Origin of the sequence: Maribacter aquimarinus (assembly GCF_047345505.1) — a bacterium.
In the GTDB taxonomy this organism is placed as follows: Bacteria; Bacteroidota; Bacteroidia; order Flavobacteriales; family Flavobacteriaceae; genus Maribacter.
Genome location: NZ_JBLFEO010000032.1, coordinates 13,479 through 38,741 on the forward strand (window position 1 = coordinate 13,479; position 25,263 = coordinate 38,741).

20 protein-coding genes are annotated in these 25,263 nt (G+C 53.6%); 6 read left to right on the top strand and 14 right to left on the bottom strand.

Translation table 11 applies throughout. From position 1 onward, the window contains the following. Window positions 1–79: 79 nt before the first annotated feature. On the top strand, window positions 80–739 hold the full coding sequence (locus ACKWCC_RS16980) for an aspartate kinase (RefSeq protein WP_413997164.1): 660 nt from the start codon (window positions 80–82) through the stop codon (window positions 737–739). Between the two features lie 2 nt (window positions 740–741). Here ACKWCC_RS16980 and ACKWCC_RS16985 read toward each other — a convergent pair whose 3' ends face one another. Next, window positions 742–2,067, bottom strand: coding sequence for a TlpA family protein disulfide reductase (locus tag ACKWCC_RS16985; RefSeq protein ID WP_413997165.1), 1,326 nt, complete (start codon window positions 2,065–2,067; stop codon window positions 742–744). A 673-nt stretch (window positions 2,068–2,740) separates the two neighbouring features. On the opposite strand from ACKWCC_RS16985, the gene ACKWCC_RS16990 reads away from it, so the two are divergent. Next, window positions 2,741–3,583, top strand: a complete 843-nt coding sequence (locus ACKWCC_RS16990; RefSeq protein ID WP_413997166.1) for a zinc-ribbon domain-containing protein — start codon at window positions 2,741–2,743, stop codon at window positions 3,581–3,583. 160 nt (window positions 3,584–3,743) lie between these two features. On the opposite strand, the gene ACKWCC_RS16995 is transcribed toward ACKWCC_RS16990, so the two are convergent. The 7 genes from ACKWCC_RS16995 to ACKWCC_RS17025 all read right to left on the bottom strand — a co-directional run bounded on the left by ACKWCC_RS16995 (window position 3,744) and on the right by ACKWCC_RS17025 (window position 15,359). Continuing rightward, window positions 3,744–4,556, bottom strand: a complete 813-nt coding sequence (locus ACKWCC_RS16995; protein ID WP_413997167.1) for a helix-turn-helix domain-containing protein — start codon at window positions 4,554–4,556, stop codon at window positions 3,744–3,746. Between the two features lie 164 nt (window positions 4,557–4,720). Beyond that, window positions 4,721–8,044, bottom strand: coding sequence for a transcription-repair coupling factor (gene mfd / locus ACKWCC_RS17000; protein WP_413997186.1), 3,324 nt, complete (start codon window positions 8,042–8,044; stop codon window positions 4,721–4,723). A gap of 187 nt (window positions 8,045–8,231) precedes the next feature. After that, window positions 8,232–9,014, bottom strand: coding sequence for a tryptophan-rich sensory protein (locus ACKWCC_RS17005; protein ID WP_413997168.1), 783 nt, complete (start codon window positions 9,012–9,014; stop codon window positions 8,232–8,234). Between the two features lie 164 nt (window positions 9,015–9,178). Further along, entirely contained in the window at window positions 9,179–9,850 is a 672-nt protein-coding gene (gene pdeM / locus ACKWCC_RS17010; protein WP_413997169.1) for a ligase-associated DNA damage response endonuclease PdeM, read from the bottom strand. 185 nt (window positions 9,851–10,035) lie between these two features. Further along, on the bottom strand, window positions 10,036–12,501 hold the full coding sequence (locus tag ACKWCC_RS17015) for a ligase-associated DNA damage response DEXH box helicase (RefSeq protein ID WP_413997170.1): 2,466 nt from the start codon (window positions 12,499–12,501) through the stop codon (window positions 10,036–10,038). Window positions 12,502–12,630: 129 nt separating this feature from the next. Beyond that, a complete protein-coding gene (locus tag ACKWCC_RS17020; protein WP_413997171.1) occupies window positions 12,631–14,331 on the bottom strand; it encodes an ATP-dependent DNA ligase in 1,701 nt (566 codons plus the stop codon). After that, a complete protein-coding gene (locus tag ACKWCC_RS17025) occupies window positions 14,328–15,359 on the bottom strand; it encodes a ligase-associated DNA damage response exonuclease (RefSeq protein WP_413997172.1) in 1,032 nt (343 codons plus the stop codon). Before ACKWCC_RS17025 ends, ACKWCC_RS17020 begins: the two co-directional genes overlap by 4 nt. 274 nt (window positions 15,360–15,633) lie before the next feature. On the opposite strand from ACKWCC_RS17025, the gene ACKWCC_RS17030 reads away from it, so the two are divergent. Next, entirely contained in the window at window positions 15,634–16,056 is a 423-nt protein-coding gene (locus ACKWCC_RS17030; RefSeq protein ID WP_413997173.1) for a tellurite resistance TerB family protein, read from the top strand. Window positions 16,057–16,140: 84 nt separating this feature from the next. On the opposite strand, the gene fbp is transcribed toward ACKWCC_RS17030, so the two are convergent. Further along, the gene (gene fbp, locus ACKWCC_RS17035) at window positions 16,141–17,148 is read right to left on the bottom strand and encodes a class 1 fructose-bisphosphatase (RefSeq protein ID WP_413997187.1); all 1,008 of its coding nucleotides are present in this window, start codon (window positions 17,146–17,148) and stop codon (window positions 16,141–16,143) included. 108 nt (window positions 17,149–17,256) lie between these two features. Here fbp and ACKWCC_RS17040 point away from each other — a divergent pair, with 108 nt between their 5' ends. From ACKWCC_RS17040 to ACKWCC_RS17050, 3 genes are all read left to right on the top strand, one after another. Then, window positions 17,257–17,751, top strand: a complete 495-nt coding sequence (locus ACKWCC_RS17040; RefSeq protein WP_413997174.1) for a GNAT family N-acetyltransferase — start codon at window positions 17,257–17,259, stop codon at window positions 17,749–17,751. A gap of 18 nt (window positions 17,752–17,769) precedes the next feature. Next, window positions 17,770–19,017 carry an aspartate kinase gene (locus tag ACKWCC_RS17045; protein ID WP_413997175.1) on the top strand — a complete coding sequence of 416 codons (1,248 nt, stop codon included), beginning with the start codon at window positions 17,770–17,772 and terminating at the stop codon, window positions 19,015–19,017. A 77-nt stretch (window positions 19,018–19,094) separates the two neighbouring features. Further along, a complete protein-coding gene (locus ACKWCC_RS17050; RefSeq protein ID WP_413997176.1) occupies window positions 19,095–20,924 on the top strand; it encodes a GNAT family N-acyltransferase in 1,830 nt (609 codons plus the stop codon). Between the two features lie 214 nt (window positions 20,925–21,138). Here ACKWCC_RS17050 and ACKWCC_RS17055 read toward each other — a convergent pair whose 3' ends face one another. The 5 genes from ACKWCC_RS17055 to rsmA form a co-directional block, all read right to left on the bottom strand. Continuing rightward, on the bottom strand, window positions 21,139–21,543 hold the full coding sequence (locus ACKWCC_RS17055; protein ID WP_413997177.1) for a TM2 domain-containing protein: 405 nt from the start codon (window positions 21,541–21,543) through the stop codon (window positions 21,139–21,141). A gap of 90 nt (window positions 21,544–21,633) precedes the next feature. Further along, the gene (locus ACKWCC_RS17060) at window positions 21,634–22,590 is read right to left on the bottom strand and encodes a 2-hydroxyacid dehydrogenase (RefSeq protein ID WP_413997178.1); all 957 of its coding nucleotides are present in this window, start codon (window positions 22,588–22,590) and stop codon (window positions 21,634–21,636) included. A gap of 3 nt (window positions 22,591–22,593) precedes the next feature. Beyond that, window positions 22,594–22,959 (bottom strand): cupin domain-containing protein, encoded by a 366-nt coding sequence (locus ACKWCC_RS17065; protein WP_413997188.1) that lies wholly within the window; start codon window positions 22,957–22,959, stop codon window positions 22,594–22,596. Between the two features lie 91 nt (window positions 22,960–23,050). Next, window positions 23,051–24,403, bottom strand: coding sequence for a magnesium transporter (gene mgtE, locus ACKWCC_RS17070; RefSeq protein ID WP_413997179.1), 1,353 nt, complete (start codon window positions 24,401–24,403; stop codon window positions 23,051–23,053). Next, entirely contained in the window at window positions 24,390–25,250 is an 861-nt protein-coding gene (gene rsmA, locus ACKWCC_RS17075) for a 16S rRNA (adenine(1518)-N(6)/adenine(1519)-N(6))-dimethyltransferase RsmA (protein WP_413997180.1), read from the bottom strand. The genes mgtE and rsmA overlap by 14 nt, the downstream gene beginning before the upstream one ends. Window positions 25,251–25,263: the final 13 nt, after the last annotated feature.

Genomic DNA, 25,263 nt, shown 5'->3' on the forward strand with positions numbered 1-25,263 from the left:
GGACGGCCATGGGGAATACCTTGGGCAAAATTGTTTTATTTGTAACATTATGTTATATTTGCAGTATAACCGTATTCCAATGAAGACCATATCTTCCGTAGTGGAGCGCTACATAAAAAAGAAGCCCTTTTTGCAAAGTGCCCTGGCCCAGGGCATCATTAACCTCACCTCCCTATCCCGAATGGTAAAGCCCGAAATTGAGGAAGAATTGGGCAAAACCGTGCGCAACGGCGCCATTGTCATGGCTTTGAAACGCCTATCGGACGACTTGGAGTTCAGGGCCACCCACAAAATTGTAAAGGTGCTCAAGAACATTGGCGAGATCACCGTACGCTCGTCTTTGACGGATTATACCTTCTTGGCCTCCGACACCATTTTGGTGCAGCAGGCCAAACTTTTGGAAGCGATAAACAACAACAAGGACGTCTTCTATACCTCCTCCCGTGGGGTCAATGAGATCAACATTGTGATCAGCACGGTAATGGACAGCACGGTGGAGACGCTTTTCAAAAACGAGAAGTGCACCCAAAAATCAGAGGAACTATCGTCCATAACCGTGAAGCTGCCGGCAGAGAACGTATCCGTGCCGGGCATCTACTATTTTATCTTTCAGCGCTTGGCCTGGGAGGGCATTGTGCTCTACGAGGTGATCAGCACCACCAATGAGTTCACCATATTGGTCAATGACGACCAGGTAGATGTGGCCTTCAAGACCATTAAGGACCTCAAAGGGCTCTGACCCTATTCATTATCCACCGAAAAGAAGCGCAGCACGCCCCCGTAATCCTGGGGCTTGTGAACAAAACGCTTCTCCGCATCCAGGACAAAGTAAGTGGGCGTTTGCCGTATGTCATAGGTTTTCGCCAGTTCGCTGTCCCATTTGCCCAAGGATAGGGCATGGGCAAACAAGGGCATTTCTTCCGTCACGGAGCGCCATGGCACCTCATCTTCCTCCAGGCCCACGGCAATGACCTTGGTGTTGGGCAACTGGCCCACTTTTTCGTGCAACAGGGGCAGCTCTTTTAAGCAATGGGAACAGCCACTGCTCCAAAAAACGAGCACATAGTTGGCCGCACCTTCCATCTCCCATAGATTTTGGGTGCCATCCGGTCCTTGCCAAGCCATGTCAGGGGCCTTGTTTCCCAATCTCAGCGTACGCTCGGCCTCAATGAAATGGGCCATTTCCGTATCGCCAAGGTCCGTTGCCAATTTTTGGAGGTACTTGGTGGCAACATGATCGGTGAGCTGGTGCAGGCCATTGTTCTGGGCAATGTTCCAAACATCAAAAAGCACGTCCAACTGATATTTTTGGGGCGTCTGTGTTAATTTTTCTTGGGCCTGGTCCACCAAAAGCTGCATTTGGGCCTCAGCGGGCATCCCGCCCTCCAACTGCTCCGGATGATCGGTATAGACATGGGCCAGTACCTTGTTCTTGAGCAGGCCGGAGGTTTGCAAGAGACTGCTGCCCACGGGCACGGAGTCCAAGAAACCCTTCTTTTTTTGCACAAAGTAATCCTTGAGCCCCAGCGGTTCCTTGGGCACAAAGGGCTTGTTGGCCATGATCAATTCCCTTACCATGAGCCCGGCAGAACGCTCCAAAAAACCTTCCTGTACGTCTTGCTGCCGTTGCAAGATGGCCTGCCATTCCCCTGGGGCTATGTCCCGGGGCACAGCGGCCATGGCCTTTTCCACCTCGGCCATGGCCTCCAGATAGTCGGCCCAAGTCCTATTTTCCTCGGATACCACAAAATCACTGCCATCCTGCAGGTCAAAATGGAGTTCAATATTCTCCTTTCCGTTGTAAAAGACATCCACATAAAACTCCTCTTGGGGAACCGCATATACCAACCTATAGGTGCCGGCGGGTGCACCCTTTGGTAGGGAAAGGACAAAACTGCCATCATTCACTTGGGTGTCTGCCACATAACGTTGGCTCCCGGGTATGAGCCTGTAGGCAATGAGCCACTTAAACTCCTCGGGCGGGGAGAGCACCCCCGTGATCTGGTTTTGGGATCGGAGCCCCATGGAAGTGAAGAGGATAAGAAAACACAAAAGTCCTTTTTTCATGGCTACGGGAATCAAGGGCCGCGACCGGCCGAGAATACCCACAAATATAGTCACTTGGCCCTAGTTAATTTTGCGTTGGCATTTTTATGTGGCACCGATCAAAAAATAAAACCTTTTAAAATCATTGGTATGCCCGCCCATTTTCGTGTATTCCTTCCCCTTTTGCAGGGAAGGTGGTCTGGTGCCCAACCGCCCAAGGCAGGTGGGGCAAAGCTCACGCAAGGGACAGCGCCCCAACCACCGGGCAGGGCGGATATTTGTAGTGGCGCTAACACCACGCATCGGCACCTAACCATAAGGGGCTGGGTGCAACCTCTTCCATAATGGAAACAGTTTGTTCAAAAAAAAAAAGGAGCTCCCGTCAAGAAAAACAGGTAAGCCCCCACGGCCCAAAGGGCTCCGAACCTTGGTGGAACCTTTAAAACCCAGATTAAGCAATAGAAATTCCCCGCCTGAAAGGAACGGGCAGGTATTACGGCTGCAAATCACGTCAAAAATCCAATGTGCCCACTTTCCATTTGTAATGGCTAATGGCCCCTGGCAAAAAACCAACCATCCAGACCTACCGGCCTCCCAACCTCCAAGGGAAGGCTGCCCACTTATCCCTGAAAAAGGGGTGTTACGATGACCGTACCCTGCTTATTTTTGGCGTTGTAACCATTAATTTTGGGGTATGATCTATTTTTTTGGAACACGGAGCAGCGTCATCAAGGAACGTAAACTGGACAAGACCGTTTGCCCGTATTGCCAAACGCCCAATTCCTTTGTGGTGCGTACCTATGGCAAGTATTTCCATTTCTTTTGGATTCCCTTGCTTCCCTTCTTTAAAACGCACGTGGCAGCATGTTCCCACTGCAAAAAATCTTACGCCCAACGGGAATTCACCCCCGACATGCAACGGGCCCTGGCGCGTGCAAACACCATAGATCCCGCCAAAAGACCGCTATGGCAGGGGTGTGGCTGCCTCATCCTCTTCACCTTCTTTGCCGTGATGCTCAGCATTTCCTTCTACGGTGTTTATGTAAGGTCTCAAGGGCAGGACACCGCGACCAAGGCCGTGGACCCTAGAATGGAACTGCTCTTAAAGGACATGGCCCAAATGGAAAGGCCTTTGAGGCCCGATACGGACTCCCTGTCCGTGGAACTGAAGGCGTGCTTGGATCATGACATCGTGGGCGGTCTGGATACCCGGAACATAGGCTACTTTACCAAAAAGGAGGGGAACAAGGTGCTGGTATTGCTCAAGGTTGCAAACATCAAAGCCATAAAGCCCGAGTTCAGGAAAGATATCCTTGATGTGGTAACGGACTGCCTAGGGCAAATGGGCATGGACCAAGAGGGCCATGAACTTTATCTGGGCGTGGAGGGCAGATGGAACACCGTTTTGGTAAAAACGCCCACGGAGGCCGACCTGGGCGGCAGGTATGGGGACAAGGCCAAACTACTGCCCTTTTACGGCGACCCCGCCCCGCTGGCACCCGAAACCCCGGCCACCGATTCCCCCATCAATGAATGACCCGGACGATCGTTTACCCCAGATGGAACATTAAAAAGTCCATCACGGCCACAAATCCCTGAAAAAACCGAGCGCTGTACTTCATTTGGCCCGATCGTAAAAATCTTGATTTTATTGGGGGTTGCGCCCTCATTGCGGCAGTCCGATACATTATCCGGGTTTAAGCCGCCTTGGCAACCATCTGCCGGGTCCTTACCAACAGCACAATTTCCAGCACCACCGTGGGAAACAGACTAAAAAGGCCCACCGGAGCCAAGACCACGGTCAAGAAAAAGAGGGCGGTGAGCACCTCAAAACCACCCGCCACATAGCCCAAAACGCCCCATCTTTTGGCCGATTTTAAAATGGAGATGCCAAAGAGCAGGCCCAGGGTGCCCATGACCATGGATGCTGCCACCAGAATCCCCTCCACCGGAAAGGTCTCACCAAGGAACAGGGAACCAATGTCGTAGCCATAGAAGAGCAGCAGCACTACGGCCATGATCACCGTGGCGATCTTCATCAAGTAATTCTGAAACAGTTTGCCCACCACCAAGAAACCGTAGATGAAAATGGCAAAAGAGATGAAGGACAACACCTTTATGGCCACGTGCCCGGGGCGCCCAAAAAACAGGTGGTCTTCCCAAAAGCGGTAATAATCGGCCAGCCCCTCAAAAGTGCCCAGAAGCAAGTACAGCGCGCCCGCTATGGCGGCCACGCCCAAGGCAAGACGAACCGACCGGCCTTCCCGGGCATTGTCCAGATCCAGGTTGCCCCCTTGGCCCCCTGCCCGGGTTCCGAAAACGGATTCATAATCGTGGTCCAGTGCGGAAAGGATGGTCCTTACCGTGTAGCTTCGGGGAGAGACCTCCCCGTTTTCTATGCGTTGCAGCGTACGTACGTTTATGTTGCAGCGCTCAACGAGCTCTTCTTGTGTAAGTCCTTTTTGCTTGCGCAGTTCGGTGATCTTGTGTCCCAGTGCCGGTTGTTTCATCAGTGTATGTTTTTTTTGGATTCTTGGACAATGTTAGCATCCAAACCCAGGGCCACCAAAAAAAACAATGAAATTTAACCCGACATTAAAACGGCATTTTGCCCCGTGCCAAGGGTTTGCGGGCTTTTTCAAAGGGGGGCATGGAAAGTGCAAGAAAGGGTGTCCTACACCTTTTCCACCTTGGGTTCCATCATTTTTAAAGGTTGAAGGGCCAAAAGGGCGCGATCCACACTGCCAATATCCCCGAACACCAAAAGGAGACGCAAGCCATTGCGGGTCTGTTTTTCCTTGACCTGGCATTTTTGCGGATGTTTTTGCACAAACTGGAGCACCTTGGTAAAGATGGCACTCTGGTAAAAGGCCGATTGTTGGTCCGAAATAAAGTACCCGATCAGTTTTCCCTTTTTCATCACCACTTTTTCCAGTCCAATGCCGTTGGCGATCCACTTGATGCGCACACTGTTCAGGAGGTCTTGGGCCTCCGGGGGCAGTTCGCCGAACCGATCCAACAATTGTGCCTCAAACCGTTGCAGGGCCTGTTCATCCTTTACCTGGTTCAGCTCGGTGTAGAGCGTGAGCCGCTCGGTAATGTTGTTGATGTAGGCATCCGGGAAGAGCAATTCAAAATCGGAATCCAACTGGGTCTCCTTTACAAAGACCTTTTCCTTCTCCCCTTCCACTTCCTCATAGAGCTCCTTGAACTCGTTGTCCTTGAGCTCCTCAATGGCCTCGGCCAGTATTTTCTGGTAGGTCTCAAAACCGATCTCGTTCATGAACCCGCTCTGTTCCCCGCCCAGCAGATCGCCCGCGCCCCGGATCTCCAGGTCCTTCATGGCAATGTTAAAACCGCTGCCCAGTTCGGTAAACTGTTCCAAGGCCTCTATGCGCTTACGGGCATCGGTGGTCATGGACTCATAGGGCGGGGCAATGAAATAGCAAAAGGCCTTTTTGTTGCTCCGGCCCACGCGGCCCCGCATCTGGTGCAGGTCGCTGAGGCCAAAATTATTGGCGTTGTTTATGAAAATGGTGTTGGCGTTGGTCACGTCCAGGCCACTTTCCACAATGGTGGTGGAGACCAGCACATCAAACTCCCCATTGATAAAGCGCAGCATCAGGGCCTCCAACTTTTTTCCCTCCATCTGGCCGTGGCCAATGCCCACCTTGGCATCGGGCACCAGGCGTTGTACCATGCCGGCCACTTCCTTGATGTTCTCTATGCGGTTATGGATGAAGAACACTTGCCCGCCACGCGCTATTTCGTATGCGATGGCATCCCTTATGGTCTCCTCGTTAAAGCCGATCACGGCACTCTCTATGGGGTAGCGGTTGGGTGGTGGCGTAGTGATCACGGAAAGGTCACGGGCCGCCATAAGGCTAAATTGCAGGGTCCTGGGAATGGGGGTGGCCGTTAGGGTGAGCACGTCCACGTTCTCTTTAATGGCCTTGAGCTTGTCCTTGACGGAGACCCCAAATTTCTGCTCCTCGTCCACAATGAGCAGCCCCAGGTCCTTGAACTTTACGCTCTTGTTCACCAGCTGGTGGGTGCCAATGATGATGTCTACCTTACCGGCGGCCAAGTTTTCCAGGGTCTCCCGCCGCTCCTTGGCCGTGCGGAAACGGTTCAGGTAATCTACCGAAACGGGCATGTCCTTTAGGCGTTCCGTAAAGGTGCGGTGGTGCTGAAAGGCCAAGATGGTGGTGGGCACCAAAACGGCCACCTGTTTCCCATTGTCCACGGCTTTAAAGGCCGCCCGTATGGCCACCTCGGTCTTGCCAAAGCCCACATCGCCACAAATGAGACGGTCCATGGGCCGCTCGCTCTCCATATCTGCTTTGATGTCTTCGGTGGCCTTGCTCTGATCGGGCGTGTCCTCGTAGATAAAGGAGGCTTCCAGCTCGTTCTGCAAATAACTGTCCGGGGCGTATTGGAAGCCCTTTTCCAGGCGCCTCTTGGCATACACCTTTATAAGGTCAAAGGCTATTTTCTTTACCCGTGCCTTGGTCTTGTCCTTGACCTTTTTCCAGGCCCCGGAGCCCAACTTGTATATTTTGGGCACGGCACCGTCCTTGCCGTTGAACTTGGATATTTTGTGCAGGGAGTGGATGCTCACATAGAGGATGTCGCGCTCGCCGTACATCAGCTTTATCGCTTCCTGTTTTTTGCCCTCGACCTCTATTTTTTGCAGTCCGCCAAACTTGCCAATGCCGTGGTCCATATGGGTCACATAGTCCCCGATCTCCAATTTGTTCAGCTCTTTGAGGGTAATGGCCTCCTTCTTGGCATACCCATTTTTAAGGCGGAATTTATGGTACCGCTCAAAGATCTGGTGGTCCGTGTAGCAGAGCAGTTTCAGGTCCTTGTCCACAAAGCCTTGGTGCAGCGGAAAAACCAAGGTCTTGTACGGCACTTTTTGGGAGATCTCCTCAAAAATATCGTGAAAGCGCTTGGCCTGTTGCTCCGAGGCGCAACAGATATAATTATCGAACCCGGCCGCATGGAATTGGTTCAGGTTCTCAATGAGCAGGTCGAACTTTTTGTTGAATGCCGGCTGGGGCACGGTATTGAAGGAAAGCGTCCTTTGGGCAGGGGTGCCGTTTTCTTCGCTTCCCATGACAACACACCTAAAATGTTCCAGTTGTGCCCTAAAGGCGGCCCCGTTCAAAAAAAGCGCTTCGGGGGTGGCGTGCTTTATGTCCTTTGAAAGATCGGCAAAGGCCTTGGTTGCCTTGTCGTAAAAATCATCCAACCTGCTGTAGAGCAGACCGCTGTTCTTTGTGAACACCAGGGTGTCGCCAGAAATATAACTCAGGAAAGAGGCGCGCTTTTCTTCCAGGAACTTATTGGCCACATTGGGTATTATGGTAATTTTTGCCACCTTCTCCGTAGAGAGTTGGGTCTCCACATCAAAGGTGCGGATGCTGTCCACCTCATCGCCAAAGAACTCCAGGCGGTAGGGTTCGTCATTGGAAAAAGAGAAGACGTCCACAATGCCGCCGCGCACGGAAAACTCCCCGGGCTCCGTGACAAAATCCACCCGCTTAAATTTGTACTCAAAGAGCACTTCGTTCAGGAAATCCAGCGAAAGCGAGTCCTGTACCTTGATCTTCAGGGTGTTCTTGTTCAGTTCCTGTCGGGTCACCACCTTTTCAAAGAGCGCATCTGGATAGGTGACGATGATGGCGGGCTTTTTACGGGAGTTGATGCGGTTTAGCACCTCTGCCCTGAGCAAGACATTGGCGTTGTCCGTTTCCTCTATCTGGTAGGGCCTGCGGTAACTTCCCGGAAAGAACAGCACGTCCTTATCGCCCACCAGCAGTTCCAGGTCATTGAGAAAATAGGCCGCCTCTTCCTTATCGTTGAAGATGAGCAAAAAGGGATCGTTGGAAGATTGAAAGAGCGAGGCAACGCAAAAAGAGAGGGAAGAGCCCACGAGCCCCTTGAGCCTTATGGCCCCATTCTCTGGGGAGGGGGCGGAAACTTGGGCCATAAGCCCCCTCAGTTCCCCCAGTTTGGGAGACCCCTGAAAAAGCTCGAGTATGGACGATTTGGTCAATCCAACAAATTTGTGGCAAAAGTAAGCCCGAGCAGGCTAGCATACAATTTTTTTGCGCGCCCATTTTAACCCTTGGCAAAAATGGCCCTGCTGTATAGGGGCCAGTCTCCCAGCTTAGGCTTCATTGCCCTTTAAAAAAGGGGTTGCCCTTTCTGTTCTTAAAACCGTGCCAGGCCATATGGGCAAAAATGACAACACTCCCCACCAGGGCCGTATAGGCCACGGGCTCCACAGCCTCCCTGTGCCTTATGAAGATGGCGAACAGGGCCCAGACACCCACGGCTGCAAATTCGCGCATGTTGCGGCGGTGGATGACGATGAGGTTTAAACCGGTGGCCACAACGATCATAACGATCGTCCACACCTCTTCGGAGAACGGTGCGCCCTCCCAGCCCAATTTGGTCAAGTAGGCCGATATGTTGGCTATGGTGGCCACGGATATCCATCCGGCATACAGGCAGATGGGCCACCAGACAAAGACAATGATCTTCTTGGGCGCGTGCCAGCGCTCCATATTGGTGTTCAAGATCACTTTGATCAGGGAAAGGAGAATGCCCAGCATGATCAGCACGGAAAGTCCGGTATGCTCATACACAAAGGCAAACACCCAAAGGGCGTTCAAAACATTGGCCGCTACGAACCAATAGCCGGTCTGGACCATGAAATCATGGGTCTCTTCGGTGAAGAATGCCCGGTACACCTGAAAAATGCCGTAGGCCAAGAGGCCCAAAAAGATGAGGCCCCAAATGGCAAAGGCATAGGAGGCGGGTGTAAACAGATTGTTGTATTTCTGACTGATGTCCCCTATGGTGGTGTCATTGAACCTCAGGGCCTGCGAGACGTAGTTTACGGCAATGACCGCCAACACGGACAACAGATTCAAGATGGCCAAGGTTTTCTTCATGGTGTGGATTTTTGATGCTATTTCCCCTTATTGAAAAAGCAAAGGATGGGTCGTTTCTCTTTTCTCCATCATACTCTGGCGTTTATATGGCTCAGGGATGGCATTCCCTGTCAAAGATAGCCCAAGCCGCACCCCGGCTTGAATGCATTTGAACAAAAACTGCACTATTTACGGTGGCGTCCGCTTGCCTTGCGTTCCTGGAGGGTCACGGGCAAAACGGCGTCGCCGAGCAGGGCAAAAATGGCACAGCCTTCCCTGGCCTCCAAGACGTGCGAGCCCGTGAACTCCCCGAAAGCGGGCAGGATCATTTGCAGGGGCAACTGATAAAAACAGCGCAGCCTTACGGATTGCCGCCCCAAGCCGGTGAGGCGCACGGCCGGATGGACGTGGCCGCAAAGATTAAAGAACCCTTCCCGTTCCTCCGGATGGTGGGTGAGCAAAAAACCGTCCAACAGCAGTTCCTCCACGACCTCTACGTCCAAGGCCTCGTACCTGAGGGGCGAGATGATGTCGTGATTGCCACTGACCAAAACAAAGTCTGCCGATTGCCTGCCCAACCAGGTCGCAAAGAGGTCCCACTCCATGTTGAGCGATGAATGGAACAGATCGCCCATGAACACCACGGTTTTGGGCGTAAAATGGGACAGCACGGCATCCAGGGCATCAAAATTGCGTTGCACGGCCCGCTGGGGCACCGCCGCCCCGAATTTTCTAAAATGGGACACCTTGCCCAAATGCACATCACTGATGAGCAAGATGCCCCGTTGCGCCCAATAGAGCACGCCCGAGGCGTGCAGGACAAAATCTTGGTTTTGGATGCTGATGGGGTGGGTCATTCGATAGGGTACTCGGCCAATCCCAAGGCACGATGGTCCTTTGTGAAAAAATGGCTTGGCTTTCTGGGCAAAAATAACGCAAATTGGGATACAGGGGCTAGGCCCAGAAACCACAAAACCCAAAAAACCTTCCTTTTCCGGGCATTATGCACCATATCTACCCCTGCATTTTTGCCTTGGCACCCTCACTTCATCAAAATGGCCGTCATTCTCTTAATACGGTCCGCGAGCTTTTCACTGGACAGTTTTTCGCGCAGCCTGTCCGTGATGATCGGGAAGGAAAATGGGGTGGGCTTGGTGCAGGTTTTCCAAACAAGGTGCTGCGACGCAATGCGCTCCAGGGCCATTCGAAGTCGGCCTTCTTCCAACTGATGCTCAAACGTTTCGGTATGGGCTTGCTGATACAGGAGGTTATCGGCCTCAAAATCCTTAAAGACGTCGAACAGCAATTGGGAGCTGCTCTGCAAGTGCTTCATCTTTATGCCCTTGTTGGGGTACCCCGTGAACACCAGGCCACTGATCACGGCAATATCCCTGAACTTGCGCCGGGCCATTTCATTGGAGTTAAGGCTCTTTTGCAGGTCTTCCAGCATGTGCTCGGTGGTGAACAGATCGTTGTCCAGCACCTGCTGTATGTCTATTTGTTTGTCCGAAAGCAGCTCAAATCCGTAATCGTTGTACGCCAAGGAACAGGTAATGGGCATCAATAAACCAATTCTGTAGGCCAGCAGGCTGCTCATGGCCTCGTGCACGCCACGGCCCTCGAACGGATAAAATATGTGGTGGTACCCGTCCCGGGTCTTGAACGTTTCCATAAGGAACTCATTGGGTTTGGGCACCATGCTCTCTTCGCGCTGTTTTTTGAACATGGGCGCCAAGGATCGGATTTCAATGGATTGCTCCTCTGTGCCCAGCCCCGCGGTATAGAGCTCCTGCCGCAACAAAGCGCTCATCTGGGCAGAAAAACTGAGTCGCCCGCCCATCCAACTGGGCACCTTGTTCGTTTTTTTGGTGGAGTTCCTGACAAGGGCCTGCATTCCCTTAACGCGGATAAATTCCAGGTTTCTGCCCGCAAACGTAAACACATCTCCCCGCGTGAGCTTGGAAATGAAAAACTCCTCAATGGAGCCAATATAGCCCCCTTTCTGATATTTCACGGCAATGTTGGCATCGCCCACAATGGTGCCGATCTGGAACCGGTGCCGCATGGCAATACCGCGGTTGTTTACCTTGAACCTGCCATCGGCCTCCACCTCCACCTTTTTGTACTCGTCATAGGATTGCAGGCTCTGGCTGCCCATCACCAAGAAGTTGAGCAGCCACTGCCACTGGGCTTCGGAAATGCCCTGGAAACAGAAGGTCTGTTTAATTTCACCATGGATCTCATCCGGATAGAACCCGTCCGAGACCGCCAAAGTGGTCAGGTATTGCAGCAGCACATCAAAACTGTTGAGATAGGGAATACGGTCTTCCACGGCTTCATGCTTAACGGCCTGTTGCATGGCCGATGCCTCAATGAGCTCCATGGCGTGGGTGGGCAAAAAATGGATCACGCTCTCCTTGCCCGGGCTGTGCCCGCTGCGGCCGGCGCGCTGCAGAAACCGGGCCACGCCCTTGGGGCCACCGATCTGCACCACGGTCTCCACCGGGGCAAAATCCACGCCCAGGTCCAGACTGGAGGTACAGACCACGGCCTTGAGGCTTTCGTTGCGAATGGCCTGCTCTACCCACAAGCGGGTCTCCTTGTTCACACTGCCGTGGTGCATGGCCAGTTCCCCGGCGTATTCCGGATGTTTTTCCAGGATTTTTTGGAACCAGATCTCGCATTGGCTGCGCGTATTGGTGAACATCAGGGTGGTCTTGCTGTGGTTGATGATGGGCACCACCTCTTCCAACAAGCGCAGGCCCAAGTGCCCACGCCAGGGAAAGGTCTCCATTTGCTTGGGAATAATGCTCTTTACGGTTATTTTTTTGTTGAGCCTGGCCTTGATCAGGACCGAATTGGCCAAGGCATCGGTGTCCGGGCCCAACAAGACCTCCCGGGCCTGCTCCAAGTTCCCTATGGTGGCCGATATGCCCCAAATGCGCATATCTCCACAGATGGCCTTTAAACGGGAGAGCCCAAGCTCCATCTGCACGCCGCGTTTGGTGCCCAGGAGCTCGTGCCACTCATCCACGACCACGGCGGTACAGTCCCGGAAGACCCTGGCGTACCCCTTGGAGGACAAGAGCAGTTGGAGGCTTTCGGGCGTGGTGATCAAGAGGTCCGGCATGGTCCTTTTCTGTTGGGCGCGCTCCTTGTTGGTGGTGTCGCCGGTGCGGATGCCCACGGTCATCTGCGTGCCCAGGTCTTGCGTAATGCGCTCGGCCGATTGTTTTATTTCGTTGGACAAAGCCCGCAGCGGGGTGATCCAAATGGCCTTCAATCCCTTTTTGTGCTTGGTTTTGTACTCCGGATGGTGCTTTATGTAGTGGAGCACAATGGGAAACCAAAGGGCATAGGTCTTGCCGCTGCCCGTAGGGGCGTTCAAAAGGCCGTTCTTGCCCTGGAGAAAGGCCCTCCAGGTGTCCTTCTGGAATTTGAAGGGGGTCCAGTTCTGGTGCTGGAACCAGGTCTCGGCAATGGTGTACAGTTCTTGTCTTGTGGGCATTGGGTTGTTTGTACTTCTGGGTCCGGGCCATTTGGCCCTTCTTCGTATATTCCTTGTTATGGCCCCGGGGCAAATGGCAATAACCATGTGCCCACCCTAGCACTCAGGGCCTGTGATGTTCCATTGCGGTCATTGATCGGAAGCCTCCCTTTCAGGGACATCCTCCCCCGGTATCAATGCCTTCAGGTCTTCCAGGGTATTGGCCTCTTCCACTTTTTTGTCCTGCCTCCACCGGAGTATTCTGGGAAACCGGGTGGCCACGCCGCTCTTGTGCCTTTTGGAGGGGGCAATGCCCTCAAAAGCGATCTCAAAAACGTGGTGGGGGGTTACGCTCCTAACGGGGCCAAAGCGTTCCAGGGTGTTCTTCTTTATCCAGGCATCCACCTTTCGGAACTCGGCATCGGTAAGTCCGGAATAGGCCTTGGCAAAGGTGACCAGTTCCCTTTCCCCGGCCTCGTTGGTGCCCCACAGGCCAAAAGTGTAATCCGTGAACAGGTTGCTCCTTCTGCCGTGCCCCCGCATGGCATAGGTGAGCACGGCGTCAATGCTCAGGGGATCCACCTTCCATTTCCACCAATCGCCCTTTTTTCTGCCCACCAGATAGGGGCTGTCCTTTCGTTTCAACATCAACCCCTCGCTCTTCATTTCCCTGGACCGCTGCCGTTCCCTTGCCACCTGTTCCCAAGAGGCAAATTCCATGGTCAGGGACAGGTGCAGGGGCAGGGAGCGGTGTTGGGCCATTTCTTTTGGCCCGAGGTCGTTGGGCCCCTTCCCCATGTTTGGGGACGGCGGTGGGCTTGGTGGGGCAAACAGTGCCTCCAAGAGTGCCCTACGTTCCGTGAAGGGTCGTTGCCTTATGTCCTGGCCCTGCCATTCCAAAAGGTCGTAGGCCTTTAGGATCACGGGCACTTTGGCCAAAAGGGCCTTGGAGACGGTTTTCCTCCCAATGCGGGCCTGCAGGTCGTTAAAGGTGCCCACGGCGCCCTTGGGAAAGGGCAGGATCTCCCCGTCCAGCACCGTACCGTTGGGAATATGGCCCACAAAGGACCGGAACTCCGGATATTTATCGGTCACCAGTTCCTCTCCCCTGCTCCAGACAAAAATGTCGTTGTTGCGCAGGATCACCTGGGCGCGTATGCCGTCCCATTTGTGCTCCACGGACCATTGTTGCACCTTGCCCAGTTCCCCAACTTCCCCTTCCAAGGCGTAGGCCAGGTAAAACGGATAGGGCTTGGAAAGATAATCGCCTTCATTTTCCTCCAGTACCAGCTCCTGGAAGCCAATGGTGCTGGGGTCCCAATTGCCCATGAGCTTGTAGGCCAGGATGTCCTCATCAATGCCGGTGGACTTGGACAGGGCGCGGGTCATCAATTTTTGGCTCACCCCAATGCGGAACCCACCGGTGATCAGTTTGGTAAAGACAAAGCGCTCATAATAGCCCATGGATTTCCAGTGCCGCTGTAGGTAGCTTTTTTTATCGGTGTCCGATTTCTTTTTGAGCGCTATCATCTCCTCCAAAAATTGGGAGAGGCTCTGGGTGGTGGTCTGGGTGGTGCTGGGCACCACCAAGGCTATGGTTTCGGCCAGATCGCCCACTATGTGGTAGCTTTCCTCAAAAAGCCACAAGGGGATGTTGGCCAGTTCCGAGGCCCATTCGCGAAGCAGGGTGGTGTTCACGGGCCTGGGCGGCCTGCGGTGGGACAGTATGGCAATGGTCCATACCTTGTCCCGATCAGTGGCCCCATTAAAATATTCGCTTAGGGCCGCCACTTTGAGGTTGGTCTTGTTGGTGCTGTCCAAGGTCTTTATGAGTGCCGCAAAATCCTTCATTCCGTCGTCTCTTTTTCTTGGGTCGCCTGCAGGGCCCCTTCATTTTCCTCAGCGCCATACTGTGTTTCCTCGGTGCGAGCATCATAGCCCTGTTCCCGCAGATAGCGCGAAAAGATATCGGTGTACCCGTGGGTACAGATGACCTTTTCGGCCCCGGTGGCGGCAATACTGTTCAGCAGCCCCTCCCAGTCGCAGTGGTCACTGAGCACAAAACCGCGATCCACGGCCCGGCGGCGGCGGGCCCCGCGAAAGGCCATCCAACCGCTGGCGGAGGCCGTGACATAGGGCACCATTTTCCGTATCCAGGGAGATCCGTGCGCGCTGGGCGGGGCCAGCACCAAATTGCCCAGCAGCTCCGTTTTTTTGGTATCGCGCGTGATCAAATGGGTCTCTGGAAAGGACACCAGGGGACGCAGCACCTCGGTCATTTTTTCAATGGCGCCGTGGGTATGGATGGTGCCAATGTCCGTGTCCAGATACTTCAGCAGGCGCTGGGCCTTTCCCAAACTGTAGCCAAAGAGCACGGAGGTCTTCCTCTCCTTCCGGTTCTGGGCCCACCAGGCGTTTATATCGGCCAAGACCGCTTTCTGCGGAGTCCAGGAAAAGGCCGGAAGCCCAAAGGTGCACTCGGTGATGAAGGTATGGCAGGGCACCGGCTCATAGGGGGTGCAAATACCGTCGTCCTCGGTTTTATAGTCGCCCGTGAACACCCACACCTCCCCCCGGTGCTCCACGCGTATTTGCGAGGACCCTATGATGTGGCCGGCGGGATGCAGGCTAAAAGTGACATTGTTAATGGTAAAGGTCTCGCCCCATTCACGGCCGGTGACCTCAATGTCCCCCAAGCGGTGTTTTATGATGGGTACATTTTTTTTATGGGTGATGTACCTGCGGTGGCCCCAGCGGCTGTGGTCTGCGTGGCCGTGCGAGATGATGGCCTTGTCCACGGGCTTCCAGGGATCCAAATACACCTTGGCGGCCGCACAATAGATGCCCTTGTCCGTAAATTCCAAAAGCGGTTTTTCCATAGCTCCATAAAATTACAAATAGAAAGGGAGAACAAAGTGCCCTAATGGAGGTTTACCCCGGTTTATGCCGTAAAAAGTTCCTTTACGGCCGCAAATCCCTGCAAAAAAGATGGTGGTGCCCGCCTTGGCCCCATTCCCGTGGCCCTAACGATGCCTCCATCGCAAAGATCTTGCTTTTACAGGCGGTTGCACCCCAATGACGAAAATCCAATACATCATCTGGGGCCAATGAAGCTTAAAAAAATTATATTTGCCCCCATCTTAACAAAAAGCTATGTCCTTTAAAGATTTGTACGGCCATTCCGAATACAAGAGCAATCTGGCCCATTTTGCCGCAATGGCCACCCTAGCGGCCTCCGATGGTCAGATCGGACCCGAAGAGCAGCGCCTCTTGGATGCCTTTGCCCACAAACTGAACATTTCCGAAAAAGACTATGGTGAGGTGATGGACCCCGCCAACAAATATCCCATTGAGCCACCGGTGAGCGGCGAACTGCGTCTGGAAAGGCTCTATGACCTGTTCAAGATCATCTTTGCCGACCATTACATAGACCATGAGGAGATGATCTTGTTGAAGCGCTACGCCATTGGCCTGGGATTCTCAGAGGAAAAAGCCAATGATGTCATTGAAAAATCTGTGGCCATCTTCAGTGGAAAAATACCCTACGAGGATTATCTGTACTTGCTAAAGCACTAGTCCAAGCTCACGGAACACCCCTTTTTGGGCAGGGCAAGGGCAGGGAACAGCAGCTACCACGCCGCCTTGGGGCCTTAGTGGGCCTTAGTGGTATTTTTCCAAAAATTCGCTCAATTTCTGCACCATGTTACGGCTTCCGCAAAAGAAGGGCACGCGTTGGTGCAGCTCGGTGGGCACAATGTCCATAATGCGGTTCTTACCGCCTATGGCCAGCCCATTGGCCTGTTCCGCGAGAAAGGCCATGGGATTGCATTCGTAGAGCAACCGCAACTTTCCGCTTTCCGTGACACTGCTCTTGGGGTACATGTAAATGCCGCCCTTGATCATGTTTCTATGAAAATCCGACACCAGGGAGCCAATATACCGGGAGGTGTAGGGGCGATCGCCCGCTTCCATCTGGCAGTACTTAATGTAATCCTTTACCCCTTGGTGAAAATGCACGTAATTGCCCTCGTTCACGGAATAGATACGGCCGTCTTCCGGGAACTGCATGTTGGGATGGGACAGGTAAAACGTGCCCAGGGCCGGGTTCAAGGTGAATCCGTTAACACCATCGCCGGTGGTATAGACCAACATGGTGCTGGTCCCGTACACCACATAGCCCGCGGCCACCTGTTGGCTACCGGGCTGTAAGAAGTCTTCCAAGGTCACCGGGGTGCCCACGGGGGTTACCCTTCTATAGACCGAGAAGATGGTGCCCACGGAGACATTGACATCAATGTTACTGGAACCGTCCAAGGGGTCTATGAGCACCACATACTTGTTCTGGTGCCGATCGTCATGGCTGTTTATGCTCACAAAACTGTCCTCTTCCTCAGAGGCTATGCCACAGACAATTTCGCGGTTGGTCAGGGTCTGGATGAACTTCTCATTGGCAAACACATCCAGCTTCTGCTGGTTTTCGCCCTGTATGTTGGTGTCCCCGGCATTCCCGGTAATGTCCACCAAGCCGGCCTTGTTCACCTCGTGGTTCACCACCTTGGCCGCCAACCTTATGGCATTGATCAATTTGGAAAGCTCCCCGGAAGAATATTGAAAGGCGTGTTGGTTTTCAATGATGAACTCCCCTAGGGTCTGGTTTCGCTTGGATATCATGGTCATGGTTATTTAGGTGACAAATATCGGTTATTTTGTGAAACCTTGGCTTTTCACTTGGGGAGCAATTTTAAAATTATAACTTTGTGTTTTATTTGTAACAATATGTCGTTTTTGATACGAAAGGCCAAGGCCGAGGATATGGGTGCCGTTCTGGAACTGGTGCGGGAACTTGCCGTGTTCGAAGAAGAACCCGATGCCGTGGAAGTCACCGTGGCCGATCTGGTACGCGATGGTTTTGGGGATCGGCCGTGCTTTCACTGTTTTGTGGGCACACAGGGGGCAACCGTGGTGGGCATTGCCCTGGTGTACCCGCGCTACTCCACTTGGAAGGGGCCCATTCTGCACTTGGAGGACCTGATCGTGACCGAGCGCATGCGCGGCAGCGGACTGGGCACGGCCCTTCTGGACGCCGTGGTGCGCTACGGCAGCGACCTGGGCGTTAAACGCATCTCCTGGGAGGTGCTGGACTGGAACGAGCCGGCCATAGCCTTTTACGAGGCCAAAGGGGCCAACGTCATGCGGGATTGGGACGTGGTGCACCTGGATGAACATGCGATGGCCAACTACCTGGAAACTTTGGACAATACTTCTTCTTAATTCATAATCATAAAAAAAATGCGGGTTTTTAAATTTGGAGGCGCCTCCGTAAAAGATGCGGAGGGCGTAAAAAATGTGGTGCACGTCCTGGGGGAGACCGGACACCAGGACACCATCTTGGTCATTTCTGCCATGGGAAAGACCACCAATGCCATGGAGGCCATTGTGAACGCTTATTTTGAGGACAAAAAGACCATGCTGCCCTCCATTGACCAAGTGGTAACCTACCACCATGACATCATGCGTGACCTCTTTCCCAACGCCGGCCACCCGGTGTACAAAAAGGTAAAGGAACTCATGGAAGAGGTTAAGGGCTTTTTGATCTGGAACAAGTCTCCCAACTACAATTTTGTCTATGACCAAGTGGTGGGCTACGGCGAACTCTTGAGCACCACCATTGTGAGCGCCTATTTGGAGGAAGTGGGCATCCAAAACCGCTGGTTGGACGTGCGCGAGTACATAAAAACGGACAACAGCTACCGGGACCCCAAAGTGGACTGGGAACGTACCCAAGGGAACGTGGGCAAGATAAACCGCGGACTCCTTAACGTGACCCAGGGATTCTTGGGCAGCGACGACAACAACTTTACCGTGACCCTGGGCCGGGAAGGCTCGGATTACACCGCGGCCATTTTGGCGTTTTGCCTCAATGCGGACTCGGTAACCATTTGGAAGGACGTGCCCGGCGTGCTCAACGCAGACCCAAGGTACTTCCAGGAAACACAGTTGCTGCACAACATTTCGTACCGCGAGGCCATTGAACTGGCCTTTTACGGTGCCTCGGTCATTCACCCAAAAACCTTGCAGCCCCTGCAGCGCAAAGAGATACCGCTGCACGTAAAATCCTTTTTGGACCCCAAGGGGGCCGGGACCACGGTGGGCAAGGGCGTGGGCATATCGCCCAAGGTGCCCTGTTACATTGTAAAGAAGAACCAGGTGCTCATGAAGCTGTCCTCCCTGGATTTTTCCTTTATCGTGGAGAACAACATCAGTGCCATCTTTAAGTTGTTCCATGACCATAAGATGAAGGTGGACCTCATCCAGAACTCGGCCATTAGCTTCTCGGTATGTGTGGACAATACCTTTGGCGGCCTGGAGGCCCTCCTAAAACAGCTAAAGCGCACCTTTAAGGTGGTGCACCAGGAGAACGTGTCGCTCTACACGGTAAGGCATTTTGATGAACACGCCCTGGAACGCCTGCAAAATGGCTATGACATCCTATTGGAGCAACGGGGCAAGGAAACCTTGCAATTGGTGGTGAAGTAAACGCACACGGCCCTGTTAAAAAGCAAGGGCACGGGCGTTCATTTTGCTATCTTTGCCGATTAAAGCAGCACCATTTTATGGGTTTAGTTACCGCAAAGGAAGTGGCGAAGGCCATTGGTTTGTCCAAGTATGGCCCCATAGGGACATTCCTGGGCTGGTCCCTGATGAAGCTTACCCGAATCTCGGACATCAACACCTTTTATGACTCCATTGCCCACCTTGAGGGAAGGGCCTTTACCACGGCCGTATTGGAGCACTATGACATCCGTTTTGAAATCCCCGAGGACGATCTAAAGCGGCTGCCCAAAGACGGGGCCTTCATTACCATTAGCAACCACCCCCTGGGCGCCCTTGACGGGGTGCTGCTGGTGGACCTGATGTTGGGGCAACGCCCGGACTACAAGATCATGGCCAACTTTTTGTTGGAACGCATGCTTCCCCTAAAGCCCTATATCCTTCCCGTAAATCCTTTTGAAGGGCACCGGGACGCCAAGAACAGCATTGCCGGTTTTAAAAGGGCCTTGGCCCATATACGCAGCGGGCAGCCCTTGGGCATCTTTCCGGCGGGAGAGGTCTCTACCCACCGGGACGGGAAATTCATCGTGGACAGGCCCTGGGAAGTGGCCGCCCTAAAGCTGATCCGCAAGGCGGGCGTACCGGTGGTGCCCATCTATTTCCACGCCAAGAACAGCGCCTTCTTTTATCGTGCGGCCGCAAAGGCAGATGTGCTCCGCACGGCACTCCTGCCCGCACAGGTGTACAGCCAGCACCGAAGGCCGATCAAGGTGCGCATTGGGCAGCCCATCTCCGTGGCGGTACAGAAGGAGCAGCCCAACCTTAGGGAATTCTCCGAACTGTTGCGCCGCAAGACCTACATTCTTTCCAACGCCTATGAAAAAGAACGGTTGATCGATCATTTCCCCAACCGTTTAAAATTGCCCAAGGCCCCCAAAAAAATTGCCACGCCCGTGAGGAAGGAAGTGATGCAGGGCGAAATAGAACGGCTAAGGCAAAAGGAACGCCGTCTGTTGCAGAGCAAGAACTACGAGGTGTTCCTGGCCAAGGAACCGGACATGCCCTTCCTGTTAAAGGAAATTGGCCGGCAGCGGGAAGTTACCTTCAGGGCCATTGGCGAGGGCACTAACAAGAGCATAGACCTGGATGTCTTTGATGCCTACTACCACCATCTTTTTCTGTGGGACAACGAGGACAGCTGCATTGTGGGGGCCTACCGCATGGGCATGGGCGCGGAGATCTACCCCAAGTACGGCATAGACGGCTTTTATGTGCAGGACCTTTTTAGGGTGGAACACGAACTGCACGACATGATGGCACAATCCATTGAAATGGGCCGGGCCTACATTGTCAAGGACTACCAACAAAAACCCATGCCCCTCTTTCTGCTCTGGAAGGGCATTGTGCACACCACTCTGCGCTTTCCCGAACACAAATACCTTATTGGCGGGGTGAGCATCAGCAACCAGTTCAGCAATTTTTCCAAATCGCTCATGATCGAGTTCATGAAATCCAACTACTGGGACCCCTATGTGGCCCAGTACATACGGCCAAAAAAAGAGTTCAAGGTAAAGTTGAAGGATGCGGACAAGGAATTTGTGTTCGATGAGACCAAGGCCGACCTCAATAAATTCGACCGCCTCATTGAAGAGGTGGAGCCTGGCAGCCTAAGGTTACCGGTCTTGATCAAAAAATACATAAAACAGAACGCCAAGGTAGTGGCCTTCAATGTGGACCCGCTCTTTAACAACGCCGTGGACGGCCTTATGTACATTAAGATAGCTGACCTGCCCGAGAGCACGGTAAAGCCGGTCATGGAAGAGTTTCAGGCAGAACTGGAACAAAAAATGGCCGAGGGCGAAATGACCACCGAACGGAACAACGCCTCCTAGTCCGAAAAAAAATGGCAAAGGGTGGCCCCCATGGCCAAAGCAGTCTTGGCTCCTCCGAGAACACCGCACAACGGTTCCTTATCCAAAAAAAACAGGGGCCAAGGCCCCTCTATCCCAAATCTTTGAATTGGGTTTTTAATTTTTACCCCGAAAAATGGCCCGTAATGGGCTGCACACCTTAAGGTGGAATATTACTGAACGAGGAAAATTCGCCTTAAAACCAAGGTTTCTGACCCACTTGATAGGTATTGTAGAACTCCTCATCGGACTTGGTAAGGTAAATAATGCCCTCTACCAGACCAACAATGGCCGTGGCCGTTACAATGAAGCCCCCTATCACAAAACACATGGTCGCGTAGCCAATTATGGACGCCCCCAAAAGGATGAAGCCTTCCTTTTGATATCCAAGAATAAACTTGTGTACTCCGGCCCATCCCAAGAGAATGGCCAAGATACCGGCCAAGACTTTTTTGTTTTCACCTCCGGCACTGCCAAAAGCCTCTTTAGCTCCTTGTGTAAATTCATTCGCCGTTTTTTTTGCTTCTTCCCCAAATTCCCCGACTTTCTTTTTAGCCCCCTCTCCAGCATCGTTCGTGTTATTCGTATTCTCTTCTGACATACTTTTGATATTTATTGGTTTGTTCACCTTAAAAGTAGTAAAAAAAAGAACGCTGAAAACCGTCCTTTTCCATGGCAGGTCCCTTTGCCCTTATGGGGAGAAGAACTCTTCCTTGATCTTGTTCACCACCGTTTGGGCCAAGTTTACCTTGCTCTCCACGCTCCAGCCCGCCACATGGGGAGACAACAGCACATTCTCCATCTTGAGCAGCTCCTGAAATGCCGCCGGCATTTGGGCCGTGCCCTGGCCGTCTTGGAACATGTCCTGGAAAGAGGCCTTCTCGTACTCCAACACATCCAGGCCCGCGCCCAACACCTTGCCCGTCTTAAGGCACTGCACCAGATCGGCCGTGTTTACGCAACTGCCACGGGCGGTGTTGAGCAACCAGATGGGGTGGTGGAATTTTTCAATGAAAGCGGCATTGACCATGCCCTTGGTCTCCTCGGTCTGGGGCACGTGCAAACTGAGCACCTCTGTCTTCTGGTGCAGTTCCATGATGCCCACTTGGCGGGCATTGGCGTCTTCCACCCCGCCCTGTATGTCATAACAGATCACGGAAACGTCAAAGCCCCTGAGCTTTTCCGCAAAGGCCTTGCCCATATTGCCGTAGCCAATGATGCCCACGGTCTTGCCCCGCAGCTCCGTACCGCGGTTGCCCTCGCGGTCCCAGATGCCATTGCGCACCTCACGGTCTGCCTTGTTCAGTTTGTTGAAAAGGGACAGCAGCATCCCCAGGGCATGCTCTCCCACCGCATTTCTATTTCCCTCCGGGGCAGGGGCCAGGAAAATGTCCTGCTGCCGGGCAAAGCGCACATCTATGTTCTCCATACCGGCACCCAAACGGGCAATGAACTTAAGGTTGGTGGCCTTTTCCAGAAACGCTTGGTCCAGCGGAAACCGACTGCGGATCACAATGCCGTCATAGGCCGCCACACGCTTTTCCACGTCCTCTTTGGGGCTGGTATAGTCCTCATGGTTCTCGATCCCCAGGGCGTTTAACTGTTCCATGAGCAGGGGGTGGTTTTCGTCCAAGTGCAATACTTTCATGGGCTATATTTTTGGATAATGGGTTCTTGTTCTGGCATCCCGTACCTTCCCGGTGTGGGCAATGGTGCTTTTCTCGAACAAGAGCAGGTGCACCTCCTGGTTGTTCTTGGTCATGGGGCAGTGCTCCGTTCCCTTGGGCACCACGATGAGCTCCCCTTCCCGCACCACTTCGGTGCGGTCCCGGAACTGCATGTACAGCGTGCCCTTGATCACCTGGAACAGCTCGTCTTCCCGTTCATGGGCATGCCAGACAAAGGGGCCCCTGACCTTGGCCAAGAGCACCTGCATGTCATTCACGGTGGTGATCTGTTGGGGATGCCATTCCGCGGAAAAGGAGGCGTATTTTTCTTTTAGGTTGATGGGGGTCATCTTCATATCTTTTTTCTTTTGCATTAGGGATAGGAGCAAACTACCGTGTAGTGCGGATAGCCCGGCCGCACCCTTTTTGGTGCGGAATGCCCTAAATGCCCAAAATGAGCTTTGCGATCACAAAGTAGATCAATATACCGAAAATATCGTTGCTGGTGGTAATGAACGGCCCGGTGGCAATGGCGGGATCTATGCCCCTCTTGTGGAGGAAAAGGGGAATGAAGGTGCCCACGAAGCCCGCGACCACGATCACGGCGATGAGGGAGACGGAAATGGCCAGGGCGGTGTTGAAATCTCCCTTCCAGGTCCAGGTGAAGAACAAGAGCAAGACGGCCAGGATCACCCCGTTGAGGAGGGCCAGGAGCATTTCCTTGATCAGGCGGCTGCCCATACTGCCCTTGATATCGTCATTGGCAAGGCCCTGGACAATGATGGCACTGGACTGCACGCCCACGTTGCCGGCCATGGCCGCAATGAGGGGCGTAAAGAGAAAGAGCACGGTATAGGTGCTGAACATTTCCTCAAAACCGCCCATGATCACGGCGGCGGCGGCGCCCCCAAAAAGGCCCAGGATGAGCCATGGCAGGCGGGCACGGGTAAGGTCCCAGATGCTGTCATCCGCTTCCACGTCCTGGGAGATACCGGCGGCCATCTGGTAGTCCCGCTCGGCCTCCTCACGGATCACGTCCACGATATCGTCTATGGTAATGCGGCCCACCAGGCGCCCGATCTCATCTATGACGGGTATGGCCTCCAGATCGTACTTGCTCATGATCCGGGCCACCTCTTCCGGCTTTTCGTTCACGTTCACATAGTCCACCTTGGGAATGTAGATCTCCCGGATGTGGGTCTCGGTGCTCACGGTGAGCAGGTCCTTGAGGGAAAGCCGGCCCTTGAGCTTTTCTTCCTTGTCCACCACGTAAATGGAGTGCACGCGGGTAACGTTCTCTGCCTGGGCGCGCATTTCCTTGACGCAGCGGGTCACCGTCCAATTCTCGTTCACCTTTACCAGTTCCTTGGCCATGAGGCCCCCGGCGGAATTCTCATCGTAGCGCAGTAGGTCCACGATGTCCTTGGCGTGCTCTTTGTCCTCTATCTCGGAAATGACCTCCTGTACCAGCTCCTTGGGAAGTTCGCCCACTATGTCCGCGGCATCGTCCGTATCCAACTCGTCCAGTTCCTCGGCAATTTCCTTGGAGGACAGGTTGCCCAAAATGGCCTCGCGCACATCTTCGTCCAGCTCGGTGAGCACCTCGGAGGTCTTGTTGCTCTCCAGCAACTTTATGAGGTAGGTGGCCTCTTCCTCATTGAGCTCGTTGATGATCTCCGCCACATCTGCGTAGTGCACGTCTCCCAACAGCTCGGTCAAGGCGCTGTCTGCCCCGGAGCCGATCAGCTCCTGGATCTGGGTGAGCAGTTCATCTGTGAGTTTAAAGGGTGTCATGGGCAATTTTCCTGGTCAGTGCAATAAAACCGGGCACGGAGACTTGTTCCGGGCGCAGGTCAAAGATAGGGTCTTCTTTCAAAACATCGGAGAGTCCCAGCGATTTTAAGCTGTTGCGCAAGGTCTTGCGCCTTTGGTTAAAGGCGGTCTTGACCACGGTGAAGAACAGCTTGTTGTCCACATCCAAAAGCGGGCGTTCCTTCCTTATGAGGCAGAGCACGCCAGACTGCACCTTGGGCGGGGGATCAAAGACCTGGGGGTGCACGGTAAAGAGGTACTCCGCATTGTAGTACGCCTGTACCAACACGGAGAGGATGCCGTAGGTCTTGCTGCCGTGCCCGGCACAGATGCGCTGGGCCACCTCTTTTTGAAACATGCCCGAAAACTGCGGAATGCGATGGCGGTGCTCCAACATCTTGAAAACGATCTGGGTGGAAATGTTGTACGGGAAGTTGCCGGTAATGGCAAAAGGGGCGCCCCCGAACAAAGCTTCCAGGTCATGCTCCAGAAAATCGGCCTCGAGCACCGTAAGGGTCCCCTTGCCCTGCAGTACCTTGGGGTGCTCCATGGGGAAACCCTGCCTTAGGTAGGCAACGGATTCCGCATCCACGTCCATGGCCACCAGATCCACCTCCCGCAGGAGGAGGTACTTGGTGAGCACCCCGGCACCCGGGCCTATTTCCAGCACCTTGTGCACTTGGCCCAGGGGCAAGGTCTGGGCAATCTTTTGGGCTATGGCCTCATCCCTTAGGAAATGCTGCCCCAAGTGCTTTTTGGCCTTTACGGGCCCGCGCTCCTTTTTTCCCTTTTTAAAATGGGTGTTGCCCGGTGGTCTTCTTTTGCCCATATAGCTTATGCGA